Raw genomic sequence first — 12876 nt, 5'->3', positions numbered from 1 at the left:
CACCGGATGAAGATTCGCCTCATGGCCGGGGTCGTCGCCCTCGGCCTGGCCGTCGCAGGGTGCGGCGGCGGCGCCAGGGTCGACGGCGGCACCACGTCGACGGCCGCCGCTCAGCCCAGCGGCTCGGCGAGCGCCTCGGCCGCAGGAACAGTCAAGCTGGCCATCAACCCCTGGGTCGGGTACGAGGCCAGCGCGGCCGTCATCGCGCACCTGCTGCAGAACGAGCTCGGCTACACGGTGGAGAAGAAGGAGCTCAAGGAGGAGGTCGCCTGGGCCGGCTTCGAGACCGGCGAGGTGGACGTCATCGTCGAGAACTGGGGCCACGACGACCTCAAGAAGAAGTACATCGACGAGAAGAAGGTCGCCGTCGCCGCGGGCTCGACCGGCAACAAGGGCGTCATCGGCTGGTACGTCCCGCAGTGGATGGCCGACAAGTACCCCGACATCACCGACTACAAGAACCTCAACAAGTACGCCGACCTGTTCAAGACCTCCGAGTCCGGCGGCAAGGGCCAGCTCCTCGACGGCGACCCCTCCTACGTCACCAACGACGAGGCGCTGGTCAAGAACCTGAAGCTGGACTTCAAGGTCGTGACGGGCGGCAGCGAGGCGGCGCTGCTGGAGTCGGCGGTGCAGGCCCAGGAGCAGCAGAAGGCGCTGCTGTTCTACTTCTGGACCCCGCACTGGCTCTTCGACAAGGTCAAGCTGGCCAGGGTGAGCCTGCCGGCGTACACCGCGGGCTGCGACGCCGACCCGAAGAAGGTCGCCTGCGACTACTCCGAGCTCGACCTCGACAAGATCGTCAGCAAGAAGTTCGCCGACACCGGCGGCAAGGCCTACGAGCTGGTCAAGAGCTTCAACTGGACCAACGAGGACCAGAACGCGGTCGCCAACGACATCCAGAACAACGGGATGTCCGCCGAGGCCGCCGCCAAGAAGTGGGTCGACGCCAACCAGGCCAAGTGGCAGGCCTGGCTCCCGAAGTAAACGATCGTGTGCCCCCGTCGCTGGCGGGGGCACACGCCGGAGACCGCACATGAGAACCAAACTGCTGGCCGCGGCTCTCACCCTCGGCCTGATCCTCACCGGCTGCACCACCGAAGAACCCCAGGCCCCCAAGGCCACCGGCACCGTACGGCTGGCCGTCAACCCCTGGGTCGGCTACGAGGCGAGCGCCGCGGTGCTCGCCTACCTCCTGGAGCACGAGCTCGGCTACAAGGTCGAGACCAAGAAGCTGTCGGAGGAGGAGTCGTGGAAGGGCTTCGAGAGCGGTGACGTCGACGTCATCGTCGAGAACTGGGGCAGGGACAAGGAAAAGAAAGAGTTCATCCAGGACAAGAAGGTCGCCGTCTCGGCGGGACTGAACGGCAACAAGGGCGTCATCGGCTGGTACGTGCCGCAGTGGATGGTCGAGGAGTACCCCGACATCACCAACTGGCGCAACCTGAACAAGTACGCCGATCTCTTCAAGACCGACAAGTCCGGTGAGCTCGGGCAGGTGCTCGACGGCGACCCCACCTTCGTCACCGCCGACGAGGACCTGGTCCGCAACCTGAAGCTGAAGTACAAGGTCGTCTACGCGGGCAGCGAGGACGCGCTGATCAAGGCCATGAAGTCGGCCACCAGGAACAGGCGGCCGCTGCTGATGTACTTCTATCAGCCCCAGTGGCTGTTCACGCAGGTCAAGATGGCCAAGATCAACCTCCCCTCCTACGCGATCGGTTGCGACGCCGTGGCGGCGAAGGTGACGTGCGACTACCCGCCCTACCTGCTGGACAAGATCGTCAGCAAGAAGTTCGCCGACACCGGTGGCAGGGCCTACGAGCTCGTCCGCAACTTCTCGTGGACGAACGACCACCAGAACGCGGTCGCCAGCGACATGACCGACGGCGGCATGTCCGCCGAGCAGGCCGCCAAGAAGTGGGTCGACGCGAACAAGATCGTATGGAAGGACTGGTTGCCCCGATGACGCGGCGGGCCCTGCCATGACCTGCGGCGGGGACCCGCCGGGAGGTGGCAGGGGCCCGGCACGCCGGACGCGGGTCCGCCCCCGCCTGCGGAGTGGGGCGACGGACGGCCCGGCAAGGCGGGCGACGGGCCGGCAGGGGACGATGGGCTCGGCAGGTTCGTGGAGCACGCTCGGTGAAGGGACCGGCGATGAGAGTGATGCGGGCGTGCGGCGTGGCCGGCGCGGTGCTGTTCGTGCTCGCCTTCCTCGTCGAGGGCGCCACGCGCGGCGACGGCTACGATCCGCTCAGGCATCCCGTCAGCTCGCTCGCCATCGGTGCCCAGGGCTGGACCCAGACCGCGAACTTCCTCCTGACAGGCCTGCTCATGCTGGCCTTCGCGATCAGCCTGCGCGGCACCTCCCGCTGGGGCTTCGCGCTCATGACCGCCTTCGCCGTCGGCCTGGTCGGGGCGGGGCTCTTCGTCACCGACCCGGTGAACGGCTACCCGCAGGGGGCGCCCGCGACCTCCACCACCGCGGGCACCCTGCACGACCTGTTCTCGCTGCTCGTCTTCGCGGGGCTGCCCGCCGCCTGCTTCGTGTACGGCAGGCGCTTCGCCGGCTGGGGCAGGCCGGGCTGGGCGGCGTACTCGATCGCCACTGGCGTCCTCTTCATCGCCGGCTTCCTGATCACAGGGGCGGGATTCTCCGGCGCGGACGGCCTCTCGGGCATCGCGGGCCTGCTCCAGCGGCTCACGCTCGTCATCGGCCTGACATGGGTGGCCCTGCTCGGCAGCGGAGTCCGTACGGTGTACCGTACGTAATGTGACCGTCGAGTACACCGGCAAGGGCGACCCCGCCCGCAGCCTCGCGCTGCTGTGGCGCACCAGCGAACGCCCGAGCCGCAAGGGCAAGCCCGAGCTGAGTGTCGACCGCATCGTCCGCGCCGCCATCGAGGTCGCCGACGCCGAAGGGCTGTCGGCGCTGTCCATGCGCAGGGTCGCCGAACGACTCGGCGTCGGCACCATGTCGCTCTACACCTACGTGCCCGGCAAGCCCGAACTGCTCGACGTCATGCTCGACACCGTCTACGGCGAGACCGCCCGGCCCGCCGACCTGCCCGGCGGCTGGCGCGCCCGCCTGGAGCAGATCGCCAGGGAGAACTGGGCGCTCTACCTGCGTCACCCCTGGCTGCTCCAGGTCGCGACCAGCCGCCCCGTGCTCGGCCCCAACACCACGGCCAAGTACGAGTACGAGCTGCGCGCCATCGACGGCATCGGCCTCACCGACGTCGAGATGGACTCGGTCATCACGCTCGTCACCGGGTTCGTGCACGGCGCGGCCCGGGGCGCGGTGGAGGCACTGGAGGCGGAGAAGCACACGGGGATGACCGACGAGCAGTGGTGGGCGGCGCACGCGCCGTTCCTGCACAGGATCGCCGACGTGAGCCGCTTCCCCGTCGCCTCCCGCGTCGGCGAGGCCGCCGCCGAGGTGTACGGCTCCGCGCACAGCCCCGAGCACACCTTCGAGTTCGGCCTCCAACGCCTGCTCGACGGCATCTCCCTCCTGATGGACACGCGCTCCTGACCTCCGGCTAGACCACCGCGCGCCGCCTTAGCGCCTCCACAGCCCCGCCCGTCGACCGACCTGTCCACCTGGTGACCGCCGGCCCGCCATCGCGCCTCCACGACCGCCCGACGACCATCGGGCGTCCCCACACCTCCACCGGCCGCCCGACGACCACCGGACCCCCGCGCCTCCGCCGTCCGCCGGCCGCCCGACGACCATCGGACACCCGGCAGCTCCGCCGACACGTCTGTCGACCGCCGGGGTGGTCTCCCTCATCCGCCGGCTCACGCGCGGACTGCTGGGGCGGTCTCGCATCTCCACAGTCGCCGAGGTCCTCCCGGGCCCCGGCACCGGGTCAGGCGCCGACCTCGCGTTCGTAGGTCAGGAGGGTGTCCACGAACATCCTGCGCTGCTCGGGCGTGAGCGGCTCCAACGCCTTCCGCCATGCCCCCGCCCCCTGCCCCAGCCACTCCTCGATCGAGGCCTGGTGCGCTCCCGCGATGCTGACGATCGTGCGGCGGCGGTCGGCGTCGTCCTCCCGGCGCTCCAGCACGCCCTTCCTGCTGAGGTCGCCCACCATCAGGCTCACGGTCGCGGGCGCCACCTCCAGCCGCGTGGCCAACTCGTTCACCGTCGTCGGCCCGTCGAACAGCAGATAGGCCAGCAATGACAGGTGACGCGGAGCCAGCGACAGCGACTGCAGCTCGTCCGGGATCCTGATCCGCTTCACCCTGCCGACCATCCGCGGCATCAGCAGCAGCAACGTGCGGATGCCGTCGTCGACGCTCAGGCCGTCTGTTGACATCGGACCACGCCCCCAAATACCTTGCACTTGAAATTAGCTTTGCTTGCAAAGCAAATCAGCTTGATGACCTAAGGATATCGAATGGCCGAGGACTTCAATGAGCAGATCATCCAGGAGTTCAGGGCGAACGAGGGCCGGGTCGGGGGCATGTTCGAGGGCGCTCCGCTGGTGCTGCTGACCACGGTGGGCGCCAGGAGCGGCGTCGCGAAGACCAACCCCGCCGTCTACCTGCGGGACGGCGAGCGGATCCTGGTGTTCGGCTCCAACGCGGGGCAGGACAGGCACCCCGCCTGGTACCACAACCTCGTGGCCAACCCGGAGGTCGTGGTGGAGCTCGGGGCGGAGCGGTTCGGCGCGCGGGCGGTGCCGTTGACGGGCGGGGAACGGGACCGGATGTACGAGCGGCAGGCCTCCCTCGACCCCGCGTTCGCCGCCTACCAGGCGGGCACGTCGCGAGTCATCCCGGTCGTCGCACTCCACCGCTCCACGGAACCCGGGAAGACCGGGACCGGGGAGACCGGGACCGAGGAGACCGGGACCGAGGAGACCGGGACCGAGGAGACCGGGACCGAGGAGACCGGGACCGAGGAGACCGGGACCGAGGAGACCGGGACCGAGGAGACCGGGACCGAGGAGACCGGGACCGAGAAGACCGGGGCTGGGGAGACCTGGACCGAGAAGACCCAGACCGAGGAGAGCGGGATCGAGATGACCGGGGCGGTTGGGGAGCGGGTGCGGGCGTTCGGGGACGAACAGGTGCGGGTGCACGGATGGTTGCGTGCGGAGCTGGCGAAGGTGCGGAAGGGCGCGGGCGGGGGACGCGGGCTGGGTGAGGAGTTGCGCGCGCATTGCCTGACCTTCTGCGAGGCGCTGCACTTCCATCACGGCGCCGAGGACGGCGTCGCCTTCCCCTATCTGGAGGAGACGCACCCCGAGCTCGCCCAGGCGCTCGACCGGCTGAGGAGGGAGCACGTGGTGGTCGCGAGGCTGACCGGGGAGCTGCGGGCGCTCCTCGACCGGGACGACGTGGGAGACGCGGCCGAGCGGGACGGCTATGTCAGTGGCACGGCCGAGCGGGACAGCGACGTCAATGACACAGCCGAGCGAGGCAGCGACGTCAATGACACAGCCGAGCGAGGCAGCGACGTCAATGACACAGCCGAGCGAGGCAGCGACGTCAATGACACAGCCGAGCGAGGCAGCGACGTCAATGACACAGCCGAGCGAGGCAGCGCGGTCAGTGGCACGGCCGAGCGGGGTGGCGATGTCGGTGACGCGATCGAGCGGCTGGCGGCCGCGCTGGAGGCGCACTTCGACTACGAGGAGGAGCAGCTGGTTCCCGTGCTCAACAGGCTCACCTCCGTGCCGTGGGGGGCGCCGGGAGGGGTCGCGTAACGGCGGCCGGCCCCGCGCGCCCGATGACCGTCTCCCTGGACGGACGCCCGCCCCGCGCCCAGGGTGGGCTGGAGCGGGGCTTGCCGTACGGAGACGACCGTGCGGACGCGCACGGCGCGCGGAGACGGAAGCGGAGGCAGAACGCGCGCGGAGACGGAAGTGGAGGCAGAACGCGCGCGGAGACGGAAGCGGAGGCAGAAAGGAGACAGGAACGCGGAAGGCCGCCGGCGCGAACCGGCGGCCTTCCGTTGCGGCGTTACGCGGGCGCGCCGTAGGCGGCGCGCACCCTGACGACGTGCTCCACCAGGGAGATCAGCGTCGCCTTGACCGAGTCCCTGTTGCGGGCGTCGGTCCGCACGATCGGGATGTGCGGCGCGAGCGCCAGCGCCTCCCGCACCTCGTTCTCCGAGTGCGGGAACTGGCCCTCCCATCCGTTGATGCCCACCACGAAAGGCAGCTTGGCCTCTTCGAAGTAGTCGATCGCGGGGAAGGAGTCGGCCAGCCTGCGGGTGTCGAGCAGCACGACCGCGCCGATCGCGCCACGCACCAGGTCGTCCCACATGAACCAGAACCGGTGCTGACCCGGCGTGCCGAACAGGTACAGGATGAGGTCCCTGTCCAGCGAGAGCCTGCCGAAGTCCATGGCCACGGTCGTGGTCTGCTTGTTCGGGGTCAGGCCGAGGTCGTCGATGCCCGCCGAGGCATCGGTCATGACCGCTTCCGTGGTCAGCGGGAGGATCTCGGACACCGCACCCACGAACGTCGTCTTGCCGACGCCGAACCCGCCCGCGACGACGATCTTCGTCGAGGTGAGCCCGCCGCCGCTAGAGCCTGCGAAGTCCACTGAGCACCCTTTCGAGCATGTTCATGTCTGGCTGTCCCTGGTCGAGACGCGGCTGGTGCAGGCGCACGAGACCTTCGTCGGCCATGTCGGCGACGACGACCCTGGCCACGCCGAGCGGGACCCGCAGCAAGGCGGAGATCTCGGCGACGGACCGGAACGACCTGCACAGCGTCATGATGGCCTCCTGCTCGGGGGTGAGCAGGGCCATCTCGTCATCCGGGATAGACATCGAGGAGATCAGCGTCTCCATTGCCATGTGGTAGCGGGGTTCCGACCTGCCGCCGGTGACTGCGTACGGACGGAACAGGGGTTCGTCGTCCCCTGTCCCGTCGCTCCCGTACACCATCACATCACCGGGTCCTGGCAGCCTGGAGTTCCGCGCGGAGAGCCGGGGTCAGCGCCTGGCCGGCGCGATCCACCAGCAGGGTCATCTGGTAGGCCACCAGACCCATGTCGCAGTCCGGCGAGGCCAGGACGGTCAGGACGGAGCCGTCGCTGATGGCCATCACCAGGAGCAGGCCCCGCTGCATCTCCACGACCGTCTGGGTCACAGGTCCGCCTTCGAAGACGCGCGAGGCGCCCACGGTGAGGCTGAGCAGGCCCGCGGACACGGCTGCCAACTGGTCGGCCCTGTCCGGCGGGAAGCCCTCGGAGCTGGCCAGGCAGAGGCCGTCGGCCGACACGACGACAGCGTGGGCCACTCCGGGGGTGTTCCTGACGAAGTCAGTGATCAGCCAGTCGAACCTGTGGGCCTCGTGGCTCAAGGTCGTCACGCTTCCTCCTTCGTCGGAAGCGTGACGAACGTGGTGTGTCCACTGGTTCGCTCGCGACGCTCGCTCACGCCTAGTCCTCCTTATCCAACCCGTTAGGGGCGGACTCGTCGTTCAGTTCCGCGCGTCCCCTGCGGACGCCCTGCTGGAAGCTGGACATCCGGTTTCTGATCCGATCCGCCGAGACCGGCGGCATCGGGGTCATCTGCTGGGGCGCCTGGCCCGCCGTACCGGGGACCAGGTTCGCCTTGGGGGTGCGCTTGGGGAGACCGGCGGCGGTGATGCCGCCGAGGCTGGGGTCACTGGCCGCGGCCGCTGCCCGCCACCCTGCGTCGGCGGGGGTCCGCCACAGGTCACCATCAGAGGGTACGGCCTGTGCGGGCTGCTGCGCCTCTGGCATGTGGTACTTGGGCTCACGCCTCGGCGAGGCCGCGGGCCCGGTGGACGGCCCCGCTGCGGGCCCGGCTGGACCGGCGGAGGAGGCGGGCGGTGGCGCGGCCTCCTCGGGACGCCTGAACCAGGCGGACTCCACCGACGCGAAGATCGGCAGGAACTCCTCCTGCTCGGGCTCCAGCGGCGAGCTGTCGACCGCGGGCATGGAGGCGGTGTGCTCCTCCCACGGCGCGAACTGCTCGGCCGACGGGTAGGACGGCGCCTGCGCCGGGGGCGGCGGCGTCGGGAACGCGCCCGTGTTGCCGTTGTCGGGCCTGGGGGCGCGGCGCGGCAGCCCGCTGTCGACGCTGGGGAAGGACGGGTGCCGGCCGTTCGCGTCCGTGCTCGGGAAGGACGGGTGCTGCCCGTTCGGGTCCACGCTGGGGAAGGACGGGTGCGAGCCGCCGGGGTGCTGGGCCGTCTGGTCGAGGTTCGGCATCGCGCTCAGGTCGATGCTCGGGAACGACGGGTGCCGGCCGCCCTGCTGCTGCGAGGGCGGCTGCTGGCGGAAGAAGCCGCCGCTGTCGCCGCCCGTGTCGGCGGTGAAGGCGCCGAAGCCCTGGCGGGAGGCCTGCCCGTACCCGTTGGAGTCGAAGGACTCGAAGGCGGCGAACGCCCCGTTCTGCGCGGGCGCGCCGAAGGCTGGCGAGGGAGAGGCCGGCGCGGTGGAGGCGCTGCCGCCGAAGGCGGGCCGCTGCGGGGGCGGCGGCTGGTTGGCGTCGGGCAGCAGCGTCGGCGGCAGCAGCACCATCGCGATGAGGCCGGAGCCCTCGCCCTTGCGCAGCTGCACCCGGATGCCGTGGCGCAGGGCCAGGCGGCCGACCACGAACAGGCCCATGCGGCGGGAGACCGACACGTCCACGACGGGCGGCTCGGCCAGACGCCTGTTGGCCTCGGCGAGCTCGGCCTCGTTCATGGAGATGCCCATGTCGCTCACCGACAGGAGCGCGCCTCCGCCTTCGATGATGCTGCTGGAGACGATGACCTGGCTGTTCTTGGGCGAGAACTGGATGGCGTTCTCGACCAGCTCGGCCACCAGGTGGACCAGGTCGTTGGCGGCGCTGCCGACGACCGCGGTCGCGCGGTGCACCTTGACCTGGACGCGCTCGTAGTCCTCGACCTCGGACAGGGCGGCGCGGACGACGTCGACGAGCTTGGCCGGCTGGCTGCGCCTGCGGGTCGGCTCGTGGCCGGCGAGGACCAGGAGGTTCTCGGAGTTGCGGCGCATGCGGGTGGCCAGGTGGTCGAGGCTGAACAGGTCGGCGAGACGGCTGCCGTCCTGCTCGCCCTTCTCCAGACCGTCGATCAGCGAGATCTGCCGCTCCACCAGCGTCTGCGTGCGGCGGGAGAGGTTGACGAACATCGCGCTGATGTTGCTGCGCAGCTCGGACTCCTCGGCCGCGAGCCGTACAGCCTGGCGGTGGACCTCGTCGAAGGCCTGCGCCACTTCACCGATCTCGTCCTTGCCCTCGACGTCGATCGGCTCGATCTCGGGGACGGTGGGGTTGCCGGAGACGCGCAGGTTGCGCACGACGTCCGGCAGCCTGGATCCGGCGATGTCGAGCGCCTCGCTGCGCAGGCGGCGCAGCGGGGTGACCATCGAGCGGGCGATGAGGACGGTGAACAGCAGCACCAGCAGGAGCACGAGCAGGATGCCGCCGCCGATGAGGAGGGCGGTGCGCAGCTCGGCGCTCCTGAGCTCCTCGGCGCGGCTGGTCACGGCCTGGGCGAGCCCCGGGTTCTTCGGGTCGGGGTTGCTCTCGATCTTCTGCATGACCGCGATGGCCTTGGCGTTGTCCTCGAACCACTGGGTGGGGTCGACGAGCAGCGCCCTGGCCTGGAAGGCGGGGCCGTCGTTGGTCAGGCGGATGGCGCGGGCCTTGGTCAGCTCGGCGCGGACCACGTCGCTGTCGTTGCGCAGTCCCGTCGCGAGGGCGGTGGCCCTGGTGGCGCCTGCGTCGGCGGCGAAGCTGTTGACCAGCTGCCACTGCTGGGAGCCCGCGGCGATGAAGTCGGTCACCCGCTGCGCGTCGACCTTGGAGGAGCCGTAGTAGGACTCCAGCAGCATGATCCGCTGCTTGGAGACCTCCTCCTTGGCCTTCACCAGCACGGTCAGCGCGCGGAAGTCACCGAGGATCTGCGGGTCGCTGTTGAGGAGGCTCAGCTCCTCGTGGACGCGGACGAGCTGCTCGACGAGGTAGCGGTAGGCGCCGGAGTCGGGCCTGGCGCGCTGCTGGGCCCTGATCGCCGACAGCGACCTCAGCTGGGCGGCGGCGAGCTTGGCGGCCTGCTCGACTCGGGGGCCGTAGGAGGCGTCCATCGCGCCCAGGTCGGCCAGGACGGCCTTGACCTGCTTGTCGACGACGTCCTTGCTCTCCTCGTAGGGCTGCTTGAGCTGCTTGCGCTGCCTGGTCGCGTAGAACCAGCCGCCAGTGTCACGCTCCATGCCGAGCGCCTGGACCAGGTCGCGGATATCGGTGGCCTGCTGGGCCACGACGACCGTGCGGTCGTAGACCCCGATGCTGTCCACGGAGGACACGACCCTCGCCCCGCCCAGCACGACACCCGCGATGGTGGGCACCAGGATCAGGGCGGTGAGTCGAGATCTCACGCGCCAGTTGCGCAGTCCGATTCGTGGCATCGACCGCTTCCCGCGGTCCCGCCTGGCGGTGCGTCCGCCGCCGGATGTCACCGTCGTCACAGCCGTCGTTACCCCTCAACACCCTGTTCCGCAACAGGAATCATAAAGACCGTAATTCGCCCCACAACGTATCCGCCACAACTCGCGTACCAGGCAAAACGGACACAATCGTTACAAATGTGACCGCAGACCGTTGCGATGTTTATCGGAGTGCAGCGAGCACGTGATCGCGGACTTGGGTCCGCTGCGCGTCGTCGCTGAGGGGGCGTCCGGCGCGGTCCACTACGTAGAAGACGTCAACCGCCTCCGCGCCGAGAGTCTCCACGCGAGCGGCTTTCACGTCAAGCCCGCATTCCCCGAAAGCTCTGCCGATACGCCATAGGAGGCCCGGACGGTCATGGGCTCTGACCTCCACGACAGTCGCCGTCGTGGAGGCGTCGTCGATCAAGGTGACACGGGGCGGGGCGACCGGCACCCTGGCGGGTCGCACCGATCGCGTACGGCGTGCCAGCCGCTGCTCGATGTCCAGCCGTCCGGCCAGGACAAGGCGCAGGTCAGCCTCGAGAGTCGCGGGGTCGGGCGGCGTGCCGTACTCGGGGATGACGGAGAATTCGATCACGGCCGTGGAGCTCGCGGAAGCGGCCGAAGCCGAGCGGACGACCAGCCTGTGCGCGGCCATGACACCGGCCGCCCGCCAGAGCAGCCCGGGGCGATCCGGAGCGACGACTGTGACGTTTGTCCCATTCACCCTGATCGCGCCGCCGCCGTGCCTGGCGAGTGTCGCCTGGGAGGGCGAGAGGGCGGGGGCGGGAGGCAGCGGCGAACCCGAGAGCGCGCTGCGCACCCTGCGCACGAGATCGTCGACGAGCGAGGCCTTCCACGCGTTCCAGGCGGCCGGTCCCGTGGCGTTGCCGTCGGCGCGGGCCAGCGCGGCGAGCAGGTCCAGCACCTCGCGCGAGCCGACCGCGCCGGCGACCTTCTCGATCGTCACGGGGTCGTCGAGGTCCCGCCTGGTCGCGGTCTCCGGCAGCAGCAGGTGGTGGCGGACGACGGTGGCGAGGATCTCGACGTCCTGCGGCGGCAGCCCGAGACGCGCGCCGATGTCGCGCACGACCACCACTCCGGTGACCGAGTGGTCGCCGGGCCAGCCCTTGCCGATGTCATGCAGGAGGGCCCCGATCAGCAGCAGGTCGGGGCGGGCGACCTCGCGGGTGTAGGCGGCGGCGTTGGCCGCGGCCTCGATGAGGTGACGGTCGACGGTGAAGCGGTGGATGGGGTTGCGCTGGGGGCGGTGCCGTACGCGCTCCCAGTCGGGCAGCAGCTTCACCAGGATGCCCGCCTGGTCGAGCTCCTCCCAGACGGGGACGGCGGCGCGCCCGGCGCCGAGCAGCGCCACGAGCGCGTCGCGCGCCTCGTCGGGCCACGGCACCGGCATCGGCGCCGACTGACCGGCCAGCACCGAGACGGTGGCGGGCGCCAGCGGCAACCCCGACTCGGCGGCCGCGGCGGCGGCGCGCAGCACCAGCACGGGGTCGGTGCGCGGGGTGACGCCGCGGGCGAGCACCACCTCGCCGGCGTGCTCGACCACGCCGTCGGCGAGCGGCCTGCGACCGCGGGGGACGGGCCCCGACAGCAGCCGGTCGACGGTGCGCCAGGTGGTGTCGAAGGCGTGGGAGACCGTCCTGCCCGCCTCGGCGAGCCTGCGCATGAGCGCCTCGGCGTCGAGCAGGCCCAGCGTGCCCGCCACCGCGTCCTGCTCCTGCAGGACCAGCCGGTCGGCGCCGCGGGCGGTGACGACGTGGAGCGCGTGCCGTACGTCGAGGATGAGCTCGTACGCCTCGCGGACGCGCGGGCCTGGAGCGGAGGCCACCCAGGCGGCGGCCACGGCCTGCATCGCCTGGACGTCGCGCAGCCCTCCGCGGCCGTCCTTGAGATCGGGTTCGAGGAGGAAGGCCACCTCCCCGCTGGTCTCGGCCCGCTTGTCGGCCGCCTCTCGCAGCTCCGCGAGCCTGCGGCGGGAGTCGGCCCGCCATTCGGCGAGCACGGACTCTCTCGCCCTCCTGGTCAGTTCGGGGTCGCCCGCGACGTGCCTGGCCTGGATGAGGCCGAGCACGACCTTCAGGTCCTCGCGGGCGACCTTCACGGCCTCGTCCACCGTGCGGACCGAATGGTCGAGGCCGACACCGGAGTCCCAGATCGGGTACCAGATCCGGTCGGCGAGCCTGGCGACGTCCTCGCCGCCCTCGTGCAGCATGACCAGGTCGAGATCGCTGCCGGGGGCCAGCTCTCCCCTGCCGAGGGAGCCGACGGCGACGAGCGCGACGCCGTCGCGGCCGGGGTTCGCCGTCCGCAGCAGGTCCTTCAGCCAGCGGTCGGTGTCCGCGGCCCGCTCCTTGCGGGCCGCGGCGAACGATCGGGCGTCCGCTCTCACCGCGTCCTCCGGCCGGGTTCTGCCCGGGCCTCCGGCCTGCG

The 12876-nt window shown here is 70.5% G+C and carries 11 protein-coding genes; 5 read left to right on the top strand and 6 right to left on the bottom strand.

Annotated features, from left to right (window positions below; translation table 11 throughout):
• Nucleotides 1-6 precede the first annotated feature (6 nt).
• The 4 genes from AC3EO4_RS37525 (at nucleotide 7) to AC3EO4_RS37510 (ending at nucleotide 3535) form a co-directional block, all read left to right on the top strand.
• A complete protein-coding gene (locus AC3EO4_RS37525) occupies nucleotides 7-987 on the top strand; it encodes an ABC transporter substrate-binding protein (protein ID WP_379575335.1) in 981 nt (326 codons plus the stop codon).
• 49 nt (nucleotides 988-1036) lie between these two features.
• Nucleotides 1037-1969, top strand: coding sequence for an ABC transporter substrate-binding protein (locus AC3EO4_RS37520; RefSeq protein ID WP_431900196.1), 933 nt, complete (start codon nucleotides 1037-1039; stop codon nucleotides 1967-1969).
• Nucleotides 1970-2157: 188 nt separating this feature from the next.
• On the top strand, nucleotides 2158-2772 hold the full coding sequence (locus AC3EO4_RS37515) for a DUF998 domain-containing protein (protein ID WP_379575333.1): 615 nt from the start codon (nucleotides 2158-2160) through the stop codon (nucleotides 2770-2772).
• Nucleotide 2773: 1 nt separating this feature from the next.
• Nucleotides 2774-3535, top strand: coding sequence for a TetR/AcrR family transcriptional regulator (locus AC3EO4_RS37510; protein WP_379575332.1), 762 nt, complete (start codon nucleotides 2774-2776; stop codon nucleotides 3533-3535).
• Nucleotides 3536-3872: 337 nt separating this feature from the next.
• Here AC3EO4_RS37510 and AC3EO4_RS37505 read toward each other — a convergent pair whose 3' ends face one another.
• Entirely contained in the window at nucleotides 3873-4322 is a 450-nt protein-coding gene (locus tag AC3EO4_RS37505) for a MarR family transcriptional regulator (RefSeq protein ID WP_379575331.1), read from the bottom strand.
• Nucleotides 4323-4403: 81 nt separating this feature from the next.
• Here AC3EO4_RS37505 and AC3EO4_RS37500 point away from each other — a divergent pair, with 81 nt between their 5' ends.
• Nucleotides 4404-5717 carry a nitroreductase/quinone reductase family protein gene (locus AC3EO4_RS37500; RefSeq protein ID WP_431900194.1) on the top strand — a complete coding sequence of 438 codons (1314 nt, stop codon included), beginning with the start codon at nucleotides 4404-4406 and terminating at the stop codon, nucleotides 5715-5717.
• Between the two features lie 256 nt (nucleotides 5718-5973).
• Here AC3EO4_RS37500 and AC3EO4_RS37495 read toward each other — a convergent pair whose 3' ends face one another.
• The 5 genes from AC3EO4_RS37495 to AC3EO4_RS37475 form a co-directional block, all read right to left on the bottom strand.
• The gene (locus AC3EO4_RS37495) at nucleotides 5974-6561 is read right to left on the bottom strand and encodes a GTP-binding protein (protein WP_379575329.1); all 588 of its coding nucleotides are present in this window, start codon (nucleotides 6559-6561) and stop codon (nucleotides 5974-5976) included.
• Nucleotides 6542-6904, bottom strand: coding sequence for a DUF742 domain-containing protein (locus AC3EO4_RS37490; protein ID WP_431900289.1), 363 nt, complete (start codon nucleotides 6902-6904; stop codon nucleotides 6542-6544). The genes AC3EO4_RS37495 and AC3EO4_RS37490 overlap by 20 nt, the downstream gene beginning before the upstream one ends.
• A 7-nt stretch (nucleotides 6905-6911) precedes the next feature.
• Nucleotides 6912-7334, bottom strand: coding sequence for a roadblock/LC7 domain-containing protein (locus AC3EO4_RS37485; RefSeq protein WP_183648813.1), 423 nt, complete (start codon nucleotides 7332-7334; stop codon nucleotides 6912-6914).
• A gap of 70 nt (nucleotides 7335-7404) precedes the next feature.
• Nucleotides 7405-10404 (bottom strand): nitrate- and nitrite sensing domain-containing protein, encoded by a 3000-nt coding sequence (locus AC3EO4_RS37480; RefSeq protein ID WP_379575327.1) that lies wholly within the window; start codon nucleotides 10402-10404, stop codon nucleotides 7405-7407.
• Between the two features lie 202 nt (nucleotides 10405-10606).
• On the bottom strand, nucleotides 10607-12835 hold the full coding sequence (locus AC3EO4_RS37475) for a [protein-PII] uridylyltransferase (protein ID WP_431900191.1): 2229 nt from the start codon (nucleotides 12833-12835) through the stop codon (nucleotides 10607-10609).
• Nucleotides 12836-12876: the final 41 nt, after the last annotated feature.

Source organism: Nonomuraea sp. bgisy101 (genome assembly GCF_057708945.1).
The sequence above is the reverse complement of the archived record's forward strand: the minus strand, read 5'-3'. Positions and strand labels throughout refer to the sequence as shown.

Bases quoted from the DNA above. Each gene is read 5' to 3' on its own strand.
- AC3EO4_RS37500 (WP_431900194.1), top strand. From the start codon at position 4,404: ATGGCCGAGGACTTCAATGAGCAGATCATCCAGGAGTTCAGGGCGAAC.
- AC3EO4_RS37520 (WP_431900196.1), top strand. From the start codon at position 1,037: ATGAGAACCAAACTGCTGGCCGCGGCTCTCACCCTCGGCCTGATCCTC.
- AC3EO4_RS37480 (WP_379575327.1), bottom strand. From the start codon at position 10,404: ATGCCACGAATCGGACTGCGCAACTGGCGCGTGAGATCTCGACTCACC.
- AC3EO4_RS37515 (WP_379575333.1), top strand. From the start codon at position 2,158: ATGAGAGTGATGCGGGCGTGCGGCGTGGCCGGCGCGGTGCTGTTCGTG.
- AC3EO4_RS37525 (WP_379575335.1), top strand. From the start codon at position 7: ATGAAGATTCGCCTCATGGCCGGGGTCGTCGCCCTCGGCCTGGCCGTC.
- AC3EO4_RS37505 (WP_379575331.1), bottom strand. From the start codon at position 4,322: ATGTCAACAGACGGCCTGAGCGTCGACGACGGCATCCGCACGTTGCTG.